General features: G+C 41.2%; 21 protein-coding genes. 14 read left to right on the top strand and 7 right to left on the bottom strand.

Going from position 1 to position 18,857, the window contains the following annotated elements; all coding sequences use genetic code 11:
- Positions 1–150: 150 nt before the first annotated feature.
- Complete coding sequence (locus J8L97_RS13725; RefSeq protein ID WP_210997236.1) at positions 151–591, bottom strand: Spy/CpxP family protein refolding chaperone; 441 nt, start codon at positions 589–591, stop codon at positions 151–153.
- A 152-nt stretch (positions 592–743) separates the two neighbouring features.
- Between J8L97_RS13725 and J8L97_RS13720 the strand changes: the two genes are divergently transcribed.
- Genes J8L97_RS13720 through J8L97_RS13710 form a run of 3 tightly spaced genes read left to right on the top strand, consistent with a single transcriptional unit; the run spans position 744 to position 3,779 of the window.
- The gene (locus tag J8L97_RS13720) at positions 744–1,430 is read left to right on the top strand and encodes a response regulator (RefSeq protein ID WP_211050436.1); all 687 of its coding nucleotides are present in this window, start codon (positions 744–746) and stop codon (positions 1,428–1,430) included.
- Entirely contained in the window at positions 1,411–2,814 is a 1,404-nt protein-coding gene (locus tag J8L97_RS13715) for an ATP-binding protein (RefSeq protein WP_211050435.1), read from the top strand. The genes J8L97_RS13720 and J8L97_RS13715 overlap by 20 nt, the downstream gene beginning before the upstream one ends.
- Positions 2,811–3,779, top strand: a complete 969-nt coding sequence (locus J8L97_RS13710; RefSeq protein WP_211050434.1) for an alpha/beta fold hydrolase — start codon at positions 2,811–2,813, stop codon at positions 3,777–3,779. The genes J8L97_RS13715 and J8L97_RS13710 overlap by 4 nt, the downstream gene beginning before the upstream one ends.
- Here J8L97_RS13710 and J8L97_RS13705 read toward each other — a convergent pair.
- On the bottom strand, positions 3,737–4,582 hold the full coding sequence (locus J8L97_RS13705; RefSeq protein ID WP_192508963.1) for a cation diffusion facilitator family transporter: 846 nt from the start codon (positions 4,580–4,582) through the stop codon (positions 3,737–3,739). The genes J8L97_RS13710 and J8L97_RS13705 overlap by 43 nt on opposite strands.
- A 194-nt stretch (positions 4,583–4,776) precedes the next feature.
- Between J8L97_RS13705 and trmL the strand changes: the two genes are divergently transcribed.
- Positions 4,777–5,241 (top strand): tRNA (uridine(34)/cytosine(34)/5-carboxymethylaminomethyluridine(34)-2'-O)-methyltransferase TrmL, encoded by a 465-nt coding sequence (trmL, locus tag J8L97_RS13700; protein WP_192508630.1) that lies wholly within the window; start codon positions 4,777–4,779, stop codon positions 5,239–5,241.
- A 47-nt stretch (positions 5,242–5,288) separates the two neighbouring features.
- Here the strand turns inward: trmL and gpsA are convergent, their stop codons facing one another.
- From gpsA to J8L97_RS13680, 4 genes are read right to left on the bottom strand one after another with little or no spacing between them, the layout of a single operon-like run.
- Positions 5,289–6,296: an NAD(P)H-dependent glycerol-3-phosphate dehydrogenase gene (gene gpsA / locus J8L97_RS13695; protein ID WP_211050433.1), complete on the bottom strand. Its 1,008-nt coding sequence runs from the start codon at positions 6,294–6,296 to the stop codon at positions 5,289–5,291.
- A gap of 3 nt (positions 6,297–6,299) precedes the next feature.
- On the bottom strand, positions 6,300–6,785 hold the full coding sequence (secB, locus tag J8L97_RS13690; RefSeq protein ID WP_119861134.1) for a protein-export chaperone SecB: 486 nt from the start codon (positions 6,783–6,785) through the stop codon (positions 6,300–6,302).
- A gap of 34 nt (positions 6,786–6,819) precedes the next feature.
- Positions 6,820–7,077, bottom strand: coding sequence for a glutaredoxin 3 (grxC, locus tag J8L97_RS13685; RefSeq protein WP_010362429.1), 258 nt, complete (start codon positions 7,075–7,077; stop codon positions 6,820–6,822).
- A 12-nt stretch (positions 7,078–7,089) separates the two neighbouring features.
- Complete coding sequence (locus J8L97_RS13680; protein WP_192508632.1) at positions 7,090–7,521, bottom strand: rhodanese-like domain-containing protein; 432 nt, start codon at positions 7,519–7,521, stop codon at positions 7,090–7,092.
- Between the two features lie 264 nt (positions 7,522–7,785).
- Here J8L97_RS13680 and gpmM point away from each other — a divergent pair, with 264 nt between their 5' ends.
- The 5 genes from gpmM (at position 7,786) to J8L97_RS13655 (ending at position 13,072) form a co-directional block, all read left to right on the top strand.
- Positions 7,786–9,330 (top strand): 2,3-bisphosphoglycerate-independent phosphoglycerate mutase, encoded by a 1,545-nt coding sequence (gpmM, locus tag J8L97_RS13675; protein WP_211050432.1) that lies wholly within the window; start codon positions 7,786–7,788, stop codon positions 9,328–9,330.
- A gap of 2 nt (positions 9,331–9,332) precedes the next feature.
- Positions 9,333–10,466: a peptidoglycan DD-metalloendopeptidase family protein gene (locus J8L97_RS13670; RefSeq protein ID WP_211050430.1), complete on the top strand. Its 1,134-nt coding sequence runs from the start codon at positions 9,333–9,335 to the stop codon at positions 10,464–10,466.
- 94 nt (positions 10,467–10,560) lie between these two features.
- On the top strand, positions 10,561–11,727 hold the full coding sequence (locus J8L97_RS13665; RefSeq protein ID WP_211050440.1) for a S41 family peptidase: 1,167 nt from the start codon (positions 10,561–10,563) through the stop codon (positions 11,725–11,727).
- A 45-nt stretch (positions 11,728–11,772) separates the two neighbouring features.
- Positions 11,773–12,543 (top strand): divergent polysaccharide deacetylase family protein, encoded by a 771-nt coding sequence (locus J8L97_RS13660; protein WP_312037169.1) that lies wholly within the window; start codon positions 11,773–11,775, stop codon positions 12,541–12,543.
- 109 nt (positions 12,544–12,652) lie between these two features.
- On the top strand, positions 12,653–13,072 hold the full coding sequence (locus J8L97_RS13655; RefSeq protein WP_211050426.1) for an HPP family protein: 420 nt from the start codon (positions 12,653–12,655) through the stop codon (positions 13,070–13,072).
- A gap of 62 nt (positions 13,073–13,134) precedes the next feature.
- On the opposite strand, the gene pepB is transcribed toward J8L97_RS13655, so the two are convergent.
- The gene (gene pepB, locus J8L97_RS13650; RefSeq protein ID WP_211050424.1) at positions 13,135–14,430 is read right to left on the bottom strand and encodes an aminopeptidase PepB; all 1,296 of its coding nucleotides are present in this window, start codon (positions 14,428–14,430) and stop codon (positions 13,135–13,137) included.
- Positions 14,431–14,512: 82 nt separating this feature from the next.
- Here pepB and sfsA point away from each other — a divergent pair, with 82 nt between their 5' ends.
- The 5 genes from sfsA (at position 14,513) to folK (ending at position 18,829) form a co-directional block, all read left to right on the top strand.
- A complete protein-coding gene (gene sfsA, locus J8L97_RS13645) occupies positions 14,513–15,220 on the top strand; it encodes a DNA/RNA nuclease SfsA (protein ID WP_211050421.1) in 708 nt (235 codons plus the stop codon).
- Positions 15,221–15,394: 174 nt separating this feature from the next.
- The gene (gene dksA, locus J8L97_RS13640) at positions 15,395–15,838 is read left to right on the top strand and encodes an RNA polymerase-binding protein DksA (RefSeq protein WP_192508639.1); all 444 of its coding nucleotides are present in this window, start codon (positions 15,395–15,397) and stop codon (positions 15,836–15,838) included.
- Positions 15,839–15,850: 12 nt separating this feature from the next.
- On the top strand, positions 15,851–16,756 hold the full coding sequence (gene gluQRS / locus J8L97_RS13635; protein ID WP_211050419.1) for a tRNA glutamyl-Q(34) synthetase GluQRS: 906 nt from the start codon (positions 15,851–15,853) through the stop codon (positions 16,754–16,756).
- A 208-nt stretch (positions 16,757–16,964) separates the two neighbouring features.
- Positions 16,965–18,350, top strand: a complete 1,386-nt coding sequence (gene pcnB, locus J8L97_RS13630; RefSeq protein ID WP_409455165.1) for a polynucleotide adenylyltransferase PcnB — start codon at positions 16,965–16,967, stop codon at positions 18,348–18,350.
- Entirely contained in the window at positions 18,347–18,829 is a 483-nt protein-coding gene (gene folK / locus J8L97_RS13625; protein ID WP_211050417.1) for a 2-amino-4-hydroxy-6-hydroxymethyldihydropteridine diphosphokinase, read from the top strand. The genes pcnB and folK overlap by 4 nt, the downstream gene beginning before the upstream one ends.
- Positions 18,830–18,857 lie beyond the last annotated feature (28 nt).

Genomic DNA, 18,857 nt, shown 5'->3' with positions numbered 1-18,857 from the left:
AAAAGCGCCTTGATATTGAAAAAAATATCATCATTGGATTGTACGTAAGTTTGTTTGCAAAACATTTTCTACTCCAAAACCCTTATCCAAACCTGTGGTTACATAAAAAGCGCTTTAGATAAAGCGCTTTTTCGAAGGTGTATTGTTGCACTACATTTCTTTTTGTTGATGTCGCTTCATTTTTTTGCGCTGAATATTTGAGAGCTTTTCTCGTTGCTGAGCATCTAACAGTTGCCAAATTTGCTGTTTACTTTTCAACTTTGCTAATAGGACTTGCGCTTTCACAGTCTGCATTTTTGCAATCGTCTCTTTAGCTTGTTGCTCATCAAAATTATCAGCTTCCACTATTGCTTTAAATGCACCTTTATTATCGGCTCGGGCTGCCTTTGCCTGCTTAACGAGGCTGCGCTTTTCGGTTAATATTTCACTGATTCTATTTTGCTGCTCGTCCGTAAGAGCCAACTTCATTGCTGCATGTTTTGTAAGTAAAAAATGTTTTCCACTGTGATGAGCTGAACCGGCATATGTCAGTGATGCGAACAACACTCCGGAACACAATACAATTGATGTTAAGCCACTTTTAATATTCATATTTATTACCTTTCCACTGTAAAATTAGACAACACCTTGAGTGTACGCTGCCTAATGAAAAGCAACGCAAAGCAATGTAAAGGCTGTGTAAAGATCTGCAATTTAATATTCATAGAGGTAAACTAAATAAAACGCCCTTAATTGTGAACCGCATGAGTAAATTATTATTAATCGAAGATGATCGAGCGCTCAGTGATTTATTGAGCGAGTATTTAACATCTCAAGGCTGTGACGTTGAACAAGCATTTGATGGTTTATCTGGACTAAGACAAGCGACCAGTAATAGCTATGATGTTATCTTGCTAGATGTGATGCTTCCACACTTAGATGGATTTGAAGTACTCAAGAAAATTCGTCTTAGCCACCTAACGCCTATTATAATGCTCACAGCAAAAGGCGACGATTTTGACCGTATTTTCGGTTTAGAGTTAGGTGCTGATGATTATCTTCCCAAGCCATTTAATCATCGGGAATTACTAGCCCGCATCCATGCAATCAGCCGCCGAATCGAATTTGTAAAACAAACTGAACAACATGATCAATTACTATCCTCCTCCCATGTCACACTCAATATCGCAGCCCGTAAAGCCGCGGTAAATAATCATCTACTGATCTTAACTGGTACTGAGTTTTCGATCTTACAAAAGTTAATGTCTAACATTGGCGATGTAGTCAATAAAGATGCCTTAAGTCAGCATGTACTGGGCAGAAGATTAGCCCCATTTGATCGTTCTATTGATATGCATGTAAGTAATTTAAGAAAGAAAATAGCCAAGTATAGTGATATTCAATGTATTCAAACAATCCGAGGAAGTGGCTATGTTTTCTTGGCTGAATAAATATCGCCCTCTTAATTGTACTCTAAGTAAGCCTGGCTCTTTAGTTTACCAAGCTTTTTTTGGATTTTGGTTAACGATATTAGGCATATTTTTAATGCTGCTATTACTCAGTCAATTACACCCAGAGCAATTAGAGTCAAAAAAATTACGGGGTAAAATGTTAGGCTCATTGATACATATTCAGCACAATTTAGAGCGGTTCGTTAATATTAAACACAAACCCATCGCAAAAGCACTTAAGCACCCGCGCCTCAGTGAACATAAATGGTTATATTTATCGCATAAGAAAATAGAAGAGAGTGTGAGTTCTCGACCAAACAAGCAACAACTGGATTTGTCCTTGCTTTTTTTTGAATCTCCAACAGAGCCCCTCTTCATTGTCACCGACAAATACTATGCTTACGGGCCGCTTCCTGTCACTTTAAACAGTGAAGAATATCAGTTATTTCAAATTAAAGCTTTGAAAGCACCCGCTTTTCTTACGCGAATAAAAATGTTGCCATTTTGGTTAAAAGGGCTAGCTATACTATTACCTTCTATCGTGCTGAGTATTTTATTTAGTCGTCGATTAGTGGCTCCTTTGACGGAACTTGGTAAAGCTGCGAAAAAGCTCGCGCAAGGAAAATTATCGGCTAGAGTCACCGTTCCAGCCAAACGCCATGATGAAATTGCTTCGCTAATGCACGACTTCAACTTTATGGCTGAACGCTTATCAAGCAGTGTTCATGCCCATAAACAATTGCTTGCCGATGTGTCTCATGAATTGCGCTCGCCATTAACGCGCCTTACCCTGGCAAATGCCATGGCACAAGACACTCAAGGAACCACAAAAAATGGCTACCTAATACGTATTGAGAAAGAAGCAAAGTGTTTAGACCAAATGCTTTCTGACGTCCTAACACTCTCTCGCTTAGAACAGAATCAACAAACATTACAATTGGAGGAAGTCAGTTTAGATGCATTGATGAGTAACCTCCTCAATGATGCACACTTTGAAGCAGAACAAAAAGACCGTATATTTAACAGTCAACCAATCCCCTCTGTTACTCTGATTTGTGACGGGTCTCTATTAAATAGTGCGATTGAAAATGTCATTCGAAATGCAATTAAATACGCACAAAATCATATCTCGGTGTCTTTTTCGCAAACAGCTGACTCTCTCAGCATTTTTGTTCATGATGATGGCTTTGGCGTCACGGATGAGGCGTTAATCCGTTTATGCCAACCATTTTATCGAGTGTCAGATTCTCGAAATCGAAGTTCAGGGGGAATTGGTTTAGGGCTTGCAATCACTAAACGGGCAGTTTGCGCTCATAATGGTAAACTTATACTTAAACATAACACGCCTACAGGGCTCGCTGCAGAGATACGATTACCACTATGAACTTTTATAGCCACAGTACTGAACTTGCTAAACATCAAGTTGCTATTGAGCAACACTGGCAAAACTGCCAGCAAGGCTACTTTTCAACTCCACAGGGAACGTTATTCTACGCCTACCATATACCAAGAGCCGCAAAGTATAGTCTGGTTTTGGTAAATGGTCGTATTGAGTCAGTTTGGAAGTACCAAGAGCTCCTGTGGGAGCTGGCAAAAAATAATATTGCGGTGTTTAGCTATGATCATATTGGTCAAGGTTTATCAACCCGCACACTGGCAAACTCTCATATTGGGCATGTGCGTCGCTTCAACGATTATTCTGAGGACCTCCATTATTTTATAAAAAATATTGTTGAACCTAATGCCGTAGGAGAAACCTTCATTTTGGCCCATTCAATGGGCGCTGCTATTAGTTACGAGTACTTATGCCACTACGAGAATAGTATTTCAGGCGCTTTTTTCAGCGCTCCTATGTTTGATATCCAGACACACGAAGTACCCTATGCACTCGCAAAGTTTATCGCTCATGTGGGCTGTATATTCGGGTTTTCCAAACATTATGCATTTGGTCAAAAAGGCTATGCTCCCCCTGAGTTTTGGGAAAACAAATTAACCCAATGCGCAACCCGTTATCAACGGTTCAGAACTTTATATCATAATGAGCCAGAGCTACGCTTAGGTGGCGTCAGTTTTAACTGGTTAGCACAAGTATTCAAATATGTTGCAAAAGCTAACGCTTTATCAACCACGACACCAATACACATTGCCAGTGCAAACAATGACATGATAGTAAACAACCAAGCGCAGTTCAGTATGGCTACTCGACATGACAATGTAACCCTGAGCCAATATGTCGAGGCGCGTCATGAGCTGCTATGTGAAACAGATGATATTAGACATGCAGTCCTGACGGATATGTATGAATTTTATGACGCGTTGGCATTTACAGCTAAAGACACCGGGTCTTGATGAATAAGTACATCAACGTCTCCCTCAAATGCCGCTTCAATACTTTGAACCACTTCATCTGCAACATGGTGAGCCCTTATCAAAGGTAAATTATCATCTAATTCTAAATGCAGCTGTATAAATTTCACTTTGCCACTTTGTCGAGTCCGCAATTCATGAATCCCAAATACATCCTCATGACTGGATGCCAACAAAACGATTTCACTCTTTTCATCATCTGGCAATTCTTTATCCATCAAATGGTCTGCACTTTCTTTAGCGATATCCCAACAATTATAGAGTAAGTAACCAGCCACCCCTATAGCAAAAAGCGGGTCTGCATATATGACACCATAGTAGGATAAAAGAATAGCTATCAGGACTGCAACATTCAGTAATATATCGCCTTTATAATGCAAAGCATCCGCTTTAACCGCAATTGATTGAGTCCGTTTCAATACTTGATGCTGTACAAATACCACAAGTAATGTACACACTATCGCAAATAGACTCACCCAAACACCGAGTAGCGAATGGCCTAATTCAACTGGGTTAAAGATACGCTCAATACCATGAAAAACCAATAAGCAAGCTGAGCCAGCAATAAATGCAGCTTGTCCAAGTCCTGCCAAAGCTTCAGCTTTACCATGCCCAAAGCGATGGTCATCATCCGCTGGTCTTAGCGCATAACTCAACACTAAGAAACTCATCATGGATGCGCTAATGTCCAACATAGAATCTGTCAATGAGCCCAACATCGCGGCGCTGCCAGATGACAGCCAAGCCCAACACTTAGTAGCAATCATTAGGCTCACCATAATCATGGTAAATATACTAGAAAATCTGACTAAAACATCATAACTGTGCTTCACAACACCCTCCACCGTTACTAACTTGGCGATACTACTGTACATAACCTAGCACATGCAAATTAACGGCACATGACATCATTTTTAAAATAGTTATCGCACTGGTAACTTTTCGATATACTAACGTTATTACATTATTCGAGGTTACTATGTTAGATATTGTACTATATCAACCAGAGATCCCGCCTAATACAGGCAATATCATTCGTTTATGTGCGAATACGGGCTACGCACTACATTTAATAGAACCGTTAGGGTTCGATTGGGACGATAAACGCGTGAAGCGTGCGGGATTAGATTATCATGAGTTTAGCAATGTGCAACGTCACGCCTCATTTGCTGAATATATGGAAAAACAACAGCCAACACGTGTATTCGCTTGCACCACCAAGGGCACTAAATACCATCATCAGCCAGATTATCAAGCCGGTGACTGCCTGTTATTCGGCCCTGAAACCCGAGGCTTACCTGATGATATTATTTTTTCATTACCAGAAGAGCAACGCTTGCGAATTCCAATGCGCCCAGATAGCCGCAGCATGAATTTATCCAATGCCGTCGCAGTGTTTGTTTATGAGTCTTGGCGACAATTAGACTTCGTTAACGCGAAGTAGTAGCACCATCTGATACAATAAGTGGGCATGTACAAAAAGCGGAGAAGTTACTCCGCTTTCTGTTCTCTGCTAAGCAATGCCATCGCAGCTTCTTTAACATCTTTTTGTTGATAAAGGACTTGATAAATTTGTTCAGTGATCGGCATTTCGATGCCTGAGCGTTTTGCTAAAAGGTAAACCTCTTTGGTATTTCTATATCCTTCAACAACCTGCCCTATACTATCCATAGCCTCTTGCACAGCAAGACCTTTGCCTAATGCAAGTCCAAAACGGCGATTTCTTGATTGGTTATCTGTACATGTGAGAATTAAATCCCCAAGCCCAGCCATCCCCATAAAAGTCTCTGAACGAGCACCCAATGCACACCCTAACCGACATAACTCAGCCAAGCCTCGAGTTATCAAAGCCGTTCGTGCATTTGCGCCAAAACCAAACCCATCAGACATACCAGCACCAATCGCAATCACATTTTTAACAGCACCTCCCAATTGGATCCCAATAAAATCATCGTTGTTATACACTCTAAATGAGCGCCCACAATGAAGTAATTTTGCCAGCTCTGCTGCAAATTCATTATGCGTAGCAGAAACGGAAATTGCTGTAACTAACCCTGCGGCCATTTCTTTAGCGAACGTGGGCCCTGACAGTACTGCCAGTGGAATAGTATTCCCGAGTTTTTGTGTCGCCACATCTTGTAGCAATCGACCCGTTTCTGGCTCTAGCCCTTTAGTTGCCCAAGCAACTCTGGCATTGGGTAATAAATCATTTCGAACTTGCTCTAAGGTTTGTCCGAATGCATGGCTTGGTACAACCACTAAAACGAGTTCACTGGCTTGTACGGCTTTCTGTAAGTTTGCTTCTAAAGTCAGAGAATCAGGGAAGGTAATGTCCGGTAAGTAACGTTGGTTCTTGCGCTCAGCTGCTAGCGTCTCAACGTCTTGCTTGTTTCTACCCCATAACGTCACTTTATGACCATTTCGGGCAAAACAAATAGCAAGGGCGGTGCCATAAGACCCCGCCCCTAAAACAGTTACAGCTGTATGTGCTGATGTCATCAATTATGCGTCAGCAGTTTGCTCTGCTTGCGCAGCTCGTTGTTGCATGTACTGCGAAAACAATGCATCAAAGTTAACTGGTGCTAGGTTTAACTGTGGGAATGTACCACGGTTAACAAGGCCTGCTACTGCTTCACGCGCATATGGGAACAAAATGTTCGGGCAATAAGCACCTAGCATATGCGCCATTTGTAGCTCTTCCAATTCAGCAATAGAGAAGATCCCTGCTTGTTGAATTTCACATAAAAATGCCGTTTCTTCACCTATTGTTGCAGTCACAGTCAATGCAAGAACAACTTCATATACATTCTCGTCAAGTTTATTTGAACGCGTGTCCATGTCTAGTTTAACTTCAGGTGTCCACTCTTTTTGGAAGATAGCTGGAGAGTTAGGCGTTTCAAACGAGACATCTTTAGTAAAGATACGTTGAATGTTAAATTGTGCGCCTTCTTGTTGCTCTGCCGCTGCGTTTTGGTTTTGTTCAGTCATGAGTGTTCCTAAATTAAATTTTTAGTTTGTATAATTATGCTGTTAGCAAGGTATCGAGTTTACCTTGGGCTTCTGTGGCCATAAGGTCGTCACAACCGCCAATATGCTTATCATTGATAAAAATTTGCGGTACAGTATATGCTCCGTTCGCTTTATCAATCATTTCATCACGTAGCTCAGGTTGAACACCAATATCATACTCTGTATATGTGACACCTTTTGCATCAAACAATGCTTTGGCACGATGACAAAATGGGCAGTAATCTTTACTGTATATAACAACCTGGCTCATTGAATTCTCTCTTTATTTTCCTGATGTAGTCGGTAAGCCTGCATTTTGCCAAGCTCCCATACCACCATTTAATACGTAAACCTGCTCAAATCCAGCTTTATGCATGGTATTTGCGATGCCAGAAGCAGTCATACCTGTGGTACATACCAATATAATGGGTTTGCTTTTTAGTTTTTCAAGGCCAACAAATTCACTTTGTTTTGCTTTTTCAGCGCTTAAATGTTTGGCGCCAGCTATTTGTCCTGCATTAAACTCTTTAATCGCTCTGATATCAACAACCTGACCTTCTTCTCGGTTAACCAACAACGTCAATTGCTGAGGGTTAATTTGTCTAATGGCAGAAAACTTACTTTTTATAAAGCTGCTCACTATCATTGCGACTATCGCCAACCAAATAATACTCAATACAGCATGATTGCCAACAAATTCAATATATTGTTCCATGAACCTTCCAACTTTAATCTCGCAGCAAAACGCAGCGATTATGTATGATTTTTAATAACCCCGAAGTATACATTTTGCGATCACTTGGGTATAGCCATTTATTAGTCCACCATTAAACAAATCATCAAGCCTCCTTATGCTTCACCGCTTGATTTATCATTTGAACCACTCCAACGTGAGCATAAATCATCGTTCACGGGCTGAACATTGATACAAAACAAGGTATGCTAGAGCTAGACATCGTGCCATATTTCAGGAGCTCAAATGACTGCACAGAAAAAACCACTTGTTTTAATGATTTTAGATGGTTGGGGTTACAGGGAAGAAACAGAAAGTAATGCAATTTTAGCCGCTAATACCCCAGTATTAGATGAGTTATGGCAAACCCAACCTCGTACACTCATTTCAGGTTCTGGTTTAGATGTAGGTTTACCTGATGGGCAAATGGGCAACTCCGAGGTTGGCCATGTAAATTTAGGTGCTGGGCGCGTCGTTTATCAAGACTTTACCCGTATAACTAAAGCCATTGATGATGGTGAATTCGCACATAACCCAATACTTGTCTCCAATATTGATAAGGCTGTTGCAGCCAATAAAGCAGTTCACCTAATGGGCCTTCTGAGCCCTGGCGGTGTTCATAGTCATGAAGACCATATTGTTGCCGCCATCGAATTGGCTGCCGCACGAGGCGCAAAGCAAGTTTATTTTCATGCATTTCTAGATGGCCGAGATACGCCACCCCGTAGTGCCGAAGCATCTATCAAGCGCGTTGAAACTACCTTCGAAGCATTACAATGTGGTCGATTAGCCTCAGTGGTAGGCCGCTACTATGCGATGGATAGAGATAACCGTTGGGAACGTGTTGAAACGGCGTTTGATTTAATGGTTTGTGCACAAGCATCTAATCACTATAGCTCAGGCATTGAAGCATTGAATGCAGCCTATGAACGTGATGAAAATGATGAATTTGTCACGGCTTCAATTATCCAGCCGCAAGATGCCCCCACTGCCACAATTAACGATGGCGATACCGTTATATTTATGAATTTTAGAGCCGATAGAGCGCGTCAAATGACCCGTGCTTTTGTTGATAAAGAATTCACTGGTTTTTCTAAAAAGCGCTCTCCAAATTTAAGCGCCTTTGTTATGATGACTGAGTACGCCGCAGATATCGATGCGCCAGTTGCATTTGCACCTGAAGCACTCCATAACGTACTCGGAGAATGGCTCGCCAAACATAATAAAACTCAACTTAGAATTTCTGAGACGGAAAAATATGCACACGTTACCTTCTTTTTCAGTGGCGGACGTGAAGACCTTTTCGACGGCGAAAAACGAGCTCTTATTCCTTCTCCTCAAGTCGCAACGTATGATTTGCAGCCTGAAATGAACTCTGAACTACTGACCGATACCTTAGTTGAAGCCATTCATAGCGGTGAGCATGATGTGATCATCTGTAATTACCCAAATGGTGATATGGTTGGACATTCAGGGGTATTTGACGCCGCAGTAAAAGCCTGTGAAGCTGTCGATATATGTATCGGTCGAGTCGTCTCTGCACTCAAAGAAGTCGGCGGTGAAGCGCTCATTACAGCAGATCATGGTAACGCAGAGCAAATGGCTAACCCAGCAACAGGTCAAGCTCATACAGCCCACACCAGTGAACCTGTACCTTTTATTTACGTTGGTCGTGATGCGCAACCTCATGCAGGCAAAGCGCTCAGCGACGTTGCACCGACCATATTGCACTTAATTGGTATGGAACAGCCAGCTGAAATGACCGGTACTCCAATTATGACGATAAAATAAGTATGCACTCCTCCTTTCTCAGGTGTGTTTTGTTTTTATGTTTACTGGCCGCAACGTATGTTACGGCCAATGAATCTCGTACAAAACAAGACTTAACCGAAGTACAAAAAGAGCTTAAAAAAAACCAAAAAAACTATCAACAACAAAGAAAAGCAATTTCAGTTTTACAACAAAAATTGCAAGCACAAGAACTCGATATTGCCAAAAATGCGAAAGCTTTATCGTTAACTCAGCTTGGTATCAATGAAAATCAACAACAGCAATATGCACTTTTAAACGAATCTAAGCGTCTTAATAATAAAAAGCGAAAATTACAAAACTTACTGGCTGCACAGCTAAAAAGCGCTTACATGACGGGCACTCACGATTACTCCAAGATGCTATTAAATCAAGAGCTTAGCGCCACATTTGAGCGTACTTTAAGTTATTATGATTATTTTAATAAAGCACGTATAACACAATTAGATACTTTGAAAAGCGTCGTTGCACAACTGGCTGAAAATCAAAATCGTCTCGCTCGCAAAAAAAATCAACTAGCACATTTGTTCACTCAACAAACTGAACGCAAAAGTGCGCTCGCAAAAATGCAGCTTCAACGAAAAAAGAACTTAACGACACTAGATGCAACCTTAAATGAAACGCAAGAAGCCATTTCTTATTTAAAAGAAAATGAACAAACTTTACTAAGCGCATTAGAAAATTTAGCTAAAGTAACAGTCCCAGAAGAGGTGGTTCTCAATGGTCTTGCCCAATACAAGGGAACACTCACACTCCCTAGTAAGGGCCGAATTAAACACCGCTTTGGCCAACGAAAACATGCCGGTATGAGCTGGAAAGGGATCGTCATTCAATCTCCAAATGGACAAGCAATTAAAAGTATCAATCAAGGCCAAGTTGTTTTTGCTGATTGGTTAAATGGATTTGGCTGGGTCATTGTCATTGATCATGGTAGAGGTTTTATGAGCTTATACGGCCATGCGCAAACACTGCTAAAAGATGTTGGTGACCTAGTAACGAGCCAAGAACCAATTGCTTTAGTTGGACAAAGCGGCGGACAATCAAGTTCTGGTCTATACTTTGAAATACGGCATAAGGGAAGCGCTGTCGACCCAGTAAAATGGTGCAGAGCAAGTTAATTGATTAACTGTGCTGCCCAAGACATTGGAGCAGCACATGAAAAAATCACATCAAATAGCAGCGAGCACACACTGCATACTTAATCACTGGCAGATGGTTATAACGACGCTGCTATTTTGCATTGCACTACAGCTACATACGGTCAATGCAGCCACGCAATTTGACAATGAACAAATTAATGAAATTGTCTACCATATCCACACTTATTACGTGGAAGATATTCCGCTTAGCCATATTCAAGCAAACAACATAAACTCACTATTTAAAGATTTAGACCCTTACTCAAAATACCTTTCAGAACATGAGCTTGAAGCTATTTTCAGTGCTGCCAATGGTCGCTACACAGGTATTGGGATTGAGGTTGAGCGAGTTGATGAGCGCATTGTCATCGTCAATACTTTACCCGGCTCGCCTGCTGCGCAAGCAGGTATCGAAGGCGGAGATAAACTGGTTGCAATTGGACAAACAGATGTGACGAAAAAAGACATAGCCCATGTATCTAAACTGCTTCGGGCCGCCAAGCTCGCAACCATCAACATCACCGTAGAGCGTGCAAAAACCAACCTGACACTTGCTCTTCGTAGACAGGAAATAAACTTAGAAAGTGTCAGCAGCCAACTGTTAAAAAGCGGAAATGGCTATATTGAATTAAATAGTTTTAATAACCATAGCTATCATGATGTATCACGACACATCAATAAACTTATTAGCAGAAATGGCGCGCCACTAACAGGGCTTATTATTGACTTACGAGATAACCCAGGCGGCACACTCAGCAGTGCGGTGGCAATTTCTGATTTGTTTTTACAGGCCGGCACCATTGTTACAACAAAAGGCCGGTTCTTTGACGCAAACCAGCGTTTCAGTGCAGAGCACGGCGATATCTTAAATGGTGCCCCGATTGTTGTGTTAATCAATGAACAATCAGCTTCTGCAGCAGAAATACTTGCGGGCGCATTACAAGATAACGGTAGAGCATTAATTATTGGCAAACAATCCTATGGCAAAGGATCTGTGCAATCTTTAATTCCTTTAGGCAATGGTACCACCGCATTAAAACTCACAACCGCCCGTTACTTTACTCCGTCAGGGCAATCTATTGAAGGTGTTGGCATTAAACCTGATATCATTATCACGCCACAAAGCCTTTCGAATTTAAGCAAAGACGTTATAATGAATGGTGAACAAACGAACAAAATTACCGTGTTAGCAAAGCTGGACTCGCACATCATGACAGCTAAAAGGTTGCTACAAAAATAACGATTAAAACATATAACAATAATTATAGTAGGCACCGTGTTAAAGATATTTGTTTGGGGGGTTATTTGCTTTTGCTTAGCGCTCGCACCTAGTTATGCAAAACAAATTGCCATCGTTATTGATGACGTTGGCAATCATGAACGTGATCTTGAGCTTCTGAACCTCCCGGGTCAGTTGTCTTTTTCGATCTTACCTCATACACCATACTCGCAACTATTTGCTCGCTTAGCGAGTAAAGAAAATAAAGAACTCCTATTGCACGTGCCAATGCAATCCATCGAAAATAAGGTACTCGGTCCTGGCGCCCTAACGCTAAAGATGAACAAATGGCAGTTACAAACAACACTTGGCCATGCTCTTGCAACACTTCCTCAAGTAAGAGGCGTAAATAATCATATGGGATCAGCGCTTACGCAATATATTACCCCTATGAACTGGACGATGGAGGTACTCAAAAAACGAGGTTTATTTTTTTTAGATAGTCGTACAACAGAACAAACACAAGCCCAGCATGCAGCTAATTTATACGGTGTGAGAAACATTGGACGCCATGTCTTTTTAGACAATATCCCCACAGAAGATGCGTTACAATCACAGTTAACACAGCTCAAACTCCTTGCACAAAGTCAAGATTCAGCAATTGCGATTGCTCATCCATACCCAACCACTATTTCATTTTTGAACAAAGCTTTACCTGAGTTAATTGCGCAGGGTTTTGAACTTGTGCCGGTATCCCAGCTTGTCCAACATAAATATATTCAGTTAGCACAACAACAAAATACGCACTTACCAAACAATCGACGAGGGATTAAATAAAACATTTATACCGATTAATTGATATCGCTCAGGTATTCCCCACTTTACTCTTCAAATTTCACCAGCTTCAGTTATAACTAATATACCAAGTTTAATTATAGGTATCCGAATGCTACAAACCGTTTCTGACTTGATGACACATAAGCCCTATAGCGTCAATCAAGATCAATCTTTACGTGATGCTCACGATTTAATGCGCACCAAAAACGTTCGACATATTCCTGTTACTAATGAACAAGGCTTTCTCTGTGGTATGTTAACCCAAAAAGTTATGATTGCTGAGGTAATGCGGATCATTGCCACCTATGGGCCGACTGCACTTGAAAGAAAAGAAAAACATACATTAGTAAGTGATATTATGGCTACTGACTTTGTTTGTATTGGACCTGAAGAAAACTTGAGTAAAGTAGCACTATTTTTTGTTGATAATCGCCATGGGTGTATGCCTGTAACTAATGTTCAAAAAGAGCTAGTAGGGATATTAACTTCGTCAGACTTTGTTCGCTTGGCGGCTGCTTTGCTCTCATAAAACACGGCGAGTAAATAAAAAGCATGCTTGGCATACTCTTTATTTACTCACTAAAATACAATTTATGCTTTTTCTTGTAACGTTCTTGCTATCGTGCGCATACCCAATGTCGTTGCTCCAGCAGCCCATTGCCCACCAGCACTATTTTGAAATGCAGCTGCTAAATCAATATGTACCCAACCTTGACCTTCATTTGGTACAAACCGAGCCAAAAACCCTGCTGCATTTGACGCACCACCAAAACCACCTCCTTTTTGTGCTCTGCTATTAGCAGTATCAGCATACGGTGAAGGACAGTTATTCTTGTGCCACGGCTCTAAAGGCAATGGCCATGCGGCTTCAAATTCATCACTGGCAAATTGTTGAACATCATTAACTAACGCTTTATCTAACCCAAATAAGGCGTTATATTCTTGCCCTACCGCTACCAAAGCTGCACCCGTCAATGTTGCTGCATCAATGATAAGCTCTGCTCCCGTTTCACCCGCGGCCATCAAGCCATCAGCCAATACTAAGCGCCCTTCAGCATCAGTGTTAACAATCTCGACCGTTGTGCCATTTTTATAGGTCAAAATATCGCCAAGTTTATATGCGTGACCTGAAATTAAGTTTTCAGCACAACATAAAAACAACTTAATACGCTTTTTCATACCACGCTGGATTGCCAAAGCAAGACCGGCCGTAACCGTTGCAGCACCACCCATATCGCATTTCATACCCAGCATACCTTCGCTAGACTTGATTGAGTAACCGCCAGAATCAAATGTGATCCCTTTACCAACCAATGCAGCACTCACTGGCGCATCTTTATTGCCTGTCGGATTGTAGTCTAACTCCAACAATACAGGAGGACGTTCACTACCTCGACCAACCTCATGGATGCCTATCCATTGTTGCTCCAATAGTGCTTTACCTTTAATGATCTGATAACTCACATGCTCTGGCGCTAAAGATTGAATAAACTCTGCTGCATTTCCAGCCAAGCTCTCTGGATACACATCTTCAGCGGTGCCGTTAATCATGCTGCGAGCCCACGTTGCAGACTTCTGCAACGCAATCAATTCATTCAAATCTGACTGTGCATTTTCAATGAATGTAACGCCACTTAACTGTTTAGGACTAACATAACCTTGATAAAACGCCCATTGAGATTCCGTACACCACACATCACCCATAAGCGTCACATTTTTTACGCCTTGCTGCGCAATACTTCGTGCGGCCTTTTGAACATTTTTCAATGTTTCAGTTTCTTGTAAGTGAATGGTTGCACCATCTTCAGTGAATGACAGGCTTGTGCCTTGCCCCCAATGAGGAGCAGCAGCTTGCTCACTTAATCGAACAATAAATTTATCAGACATTTTATCCTAACCTTAGCGCTTATATTATGTTGAGCAGTGTACACTAGCCCTTTATATCACCCAACTGACTTGCGATTAATATATGAAATTTTCTAGTACATTAAGTCAAGCCCAATTAATTAAGCGCTATAAGCGATTTCTCGTTGATTTAATTGATACTGATGGTGTTGAATTCACGGTTCATTGCGCTAATACAGGTAAAATGACTGGGTGTGCTGACCCCGGTTTTCGAGCCTATTACTCAACGAGTGACAATACAAAACGAAAATACCCCCACTCTCTTGAAATAACTAGCAACCATCTTAAACAAATGATTTGTGTAAACACTAATCATGCAAATAAAGTGGCTCTTGAAGCCATTAAATACCAAAAAATACCTGAACTTAGCGATTATCAACACACGCATAGCGAAGTTAAATATGGTAACGAAAATAGCCGTATCGATATCCTATTAAGCGATGATAATAAACAAGATTGTTATGTCGAGGTCAAGTCGGTAACTCTTTTAGAGCAACAACAAGGATATTTTCCAGATACCCAAACACTTCGCGGGCAAAAACATATCCGAGAGTTAATGACTATGAAGCAACAAGGAGATCGAGCCGTACTTTTATTTATTGTTATGCACAGTGGTATCAACTCAGTAAAACCAGCAGCACATATCGATCCCGAATATGCTAAACTGCTTGTTAAAGCAAAAGAAATTGGTGTTGAAATTTATGCTTATAACACCATAATCAGCCTTGATGAGATAAAAATAAAACAACGTGTACCGGTATTAATGGCTTGAGTTTTAAAAACCAGCCCCCATATCGCTGCTCATTAGAATTTAACCTCTATGACTGATTCTTACCCACTCAATTGTTAACTTTTGAGACAAAGTATTTGCTAAGGGTGTGAGATTCTGCTATTTATAGCCGCCGGCGTTAGCTGGGGTGTTGTGTTAAGGATTTAGGAGAATGCTATGCCAGACCAAAAGAAACTAGGGTTGTTGGCTCAAGCCGGTTTACAACCATATCAGGAAAAACCAGGCGAAGAATACATGAATGACGTACAACGTACGCATTTTAAAGCAATATTAGATGCATGGCGTAAAGATCTACGTAATGAAGTTGATCGTACAAAAACGCATATGCAAGATGAAGCAGCAAACTTTCCAGATCCTGTAGACCGTGCAGCGCAAGAGGAAGAGTTTTCTTTAGAGTTACGCACACGTGACCGTGAGCGTAAGCTGATTAAGAAAATTGAGAAAACACTGCAACTAATTGAAGATGATGACTTTGGCTTCTGTGAGTCTTGTGGTATTGAAATTGGGATTCGTCGTTTAGAAGCCCGCCCTACAGCTGACTTATGTGTCGACTGTAAAACACTGGCCGAGATTAAAGAAAAACAAAACGGCAGAGGTTAAACTCTGCCATTTATGCTAACCCCAGCATTACCCATCCAAGGGAGCTATCGTGGCCGGTTTGCTCCTTCGCCATCAGGATCACTGCATTTTGGTTCACTTGTAGCTGCACTCGCAAGTTATTTAGCAGCTAAAGTACACGATGGTCAGTGGTTAGTCCGTATGGAAGATATAGATACCCCAAGAATGCTTAAAGGCGCTGATAGTGATATTTTACGCACGCTCGATGCTTTTGGCTTACATTGGGATGGAGAAGTCGTTTACCAAAGCCGTCGGCATGACTACTACAACGATGCGTTAAACACACTCCAACAACAAAATTTAATTTACGCCTGCACATGCACACGCAAAGAAATTAAATTACAAGGCGGTTTATATACAGGGCATTGTCGTCACGCTAATCACCCTCCGACAAACAATGCACTGAGAATTAAACAACATCACCCCATATTACAATACAACGACATGGTACAGGGTAAAGTCTATACGTCTGAGCAAATAGCTCACGAAGACTATATCGTTAAACGCCGTGATGGCCTTTATGCATATCAACTCGTTGTTGTACTCGACGATATAGATCAAGGTATTTCTCATATTGTTCGTGGTGCCGATTTACTTGAACCCACCGCTCGACAGTTAGGTTTATTTCAACAACTGGACCACACTCCACCTGAATTTGCCCATATTCCCGTGATTGTAACTAAACCAGGATTTAAATTGTCAAAACAAAATCACGCGCCTGCAATTAATGAAAGTAATCCAATTCCAACTTTGTGCTCAGCCCTTAAATACTTGGGCGTCGAGACACCTAAAGACATCATGCATACCAATATTGATAATATTCTACATTGGTCACAAGCACACTTCAGCTTAAGCGCGATTCCTGCTGTTTCTGAACGTCAATTTATAGAATACGCCTGATCTACGATTATTTATCACCTGTAACTTAATTTTTTCACGTTGCTGGTATATCATAGCGAGCCTTGCAAAATTGCCTACACTGTAAGCGGTTTCAAGCAACCACCTTAGGCGCCGTATTAATTGCTGATAAATACAGTGATTAACCACTAATAAGTGAGCCTAGTATTAAGTCGAGCATGCATCGGTATGAGTTTTTAGGAGACAGGTTATTATTTCTAAGCTATTAAAATTTTGCAGACAGCTAGTCAATGGTGAGAAAAGCTCATCAGATCTTGTCACCTGTACTGACCCTCAAGTGGTTCCCCGCAGTGAGCACAGTATTTCTCGCAAACAATTTAGCCCAAATGCAATCAAAGTACTTTATCGCCTAAAAGATGGCGGTTACGATGCCTATTTAGTAGGTGGTTGCATTCGTGATATTTTGTTAGGTGTTGAGCCCAAAGACTTTGATGTAGTCACCAATGCAACTCCAGAACAAATAAAAAAGTTATTTCGCAATTGCCGCCTAATTGGTCGCCGGTTTCGCTTAGCCCATATCGTTTTTGGACGTGAAATTATTGAAGTTGCTACCATGCGCGGCCACCACGAAGCCAGTGCCAGTAAAAATCAAACCAGTCAGTCGAGTGAGCATGGCCAATTACTGCGTGATAATGTGTATGGCACGATAGAAGAAGATGCTGAGCGCCGAGACTTTTCTATTAATGCGCTTTATTATTCTATCAAGGATTTTACTATTCATGACTTTGCCAATGGTATGAATGCCATTGCCAATCGAAAAATAGAGCTGATCGGTGACCCTGAAACACGTTATCGTGAAGATCCCGTGCGCATGCTAAGAGCGGTGCGATTTGCCACCAAGTTAGATATGGAAATAGCACAACCAACGAAAGCTCCTATTTCTGAACTAGCTGATTTGCTATCGCATATTCCTGCAGCTCGTTTATTTGAAGAAACATTGAAATTATTTTTAAATGGAAAGGCCGAAGCTAATTATCATATGCTACGTGAGTTTGGTCTATTCAAACAGCTGTTCCCCGCTTTAGACGATATTATCGAAAATAGTGAAACAGGCTTTGAAACGCGCTTTATTGCTCAAATGTTTGCTAACACTGACAAACGTATTAATGCAGAGAAAAAAGTTACGCCAGCGTTTGTTTACGCCGCTTTATTGTGGTTTCCACTATTAAAACGCAGTGAACAGCTACAACAAGAAAACATGCCTATTTTTGATGCCTACGCACAAGCTATGAATCATGTCTTGAGTGAAAACGCACAAAGTGTAGCAGTACCTAAGCGATTTACACTCGGTGCAAGAGATATTTGGCATATTCAATTACGCTTAGATAAACGTGGTGGGCAACGCGCATACCGGATCAGTCAACAGCCTCGTTTCAAAGCTGCTTACGATTTCTTGTTACTTCGAGTTGAAAGTGGAGAGCAAGAACAAGCTGAATTAGCTGAGTGGTGGACAAACTATTTACAACAAGATATAAACGGTCAGAAAGAAATGGTACGTTCATTAGGCCCTAGTGAGTCAAACAAACCTCGACGTCGCTTTCGCCGAAAGCCTAAAAAGAAGCCTAGTGAGTCATGAGAACTGTCTATATAGGGTTAGGCGCTAACCTAGATAACCCTAGCGCACAGCTTCACAGTGCAATAGCAACTCTTAAAAAAGTAACGACCTGCGAGCTGCTGGCTGTCTCTAAATTTTATGCTTCAAAGCCAATGGGGCCTCAAGATCAACCTGATTACGTGAATGCAGTGGCTAAATTGACAACGTCGCTGGCCCCTGAGCCATTTTTAGATGTTTTACAGTCAATCGAGTTAGAACAAGGCAGGCAGCGTAAAAATGAACGTTGGGGTGCGCGCACTTTAGATTTAGATATTTTGTTATTTGGCAATGAGGTGATTGATTCTCAAAGATTAGTCATCCCACATTATGGGTTATGTGAGAGAGAGTTTGTGGTCTACCCCTTACTCGAGATCGAACCATACCTCGTTTTACCTGATGGTCGAAAACTACAGGACGTCAGTGAACACGTTGCATTAAATAACTTAATAGCACTTAATTAATGAAATGATTACTGTATATCAAGGGGAA

The organism is Pseudoalteromonas sp. MMG012 (genome assembly GCF_018100875.1).
Lineage (GTDB): Bacteria > Pseudomonadota > Gammaproteobacteria > Enterobacterales > Alteromonadaceae > Pseudoalteromonas > Pseudoalteromonas aurantia.
The sequence above is the reverse complement of the archived record's forward strand: the minus strand, read 5'-3'. Positions and strand labels throughout refer to the sequence as shown.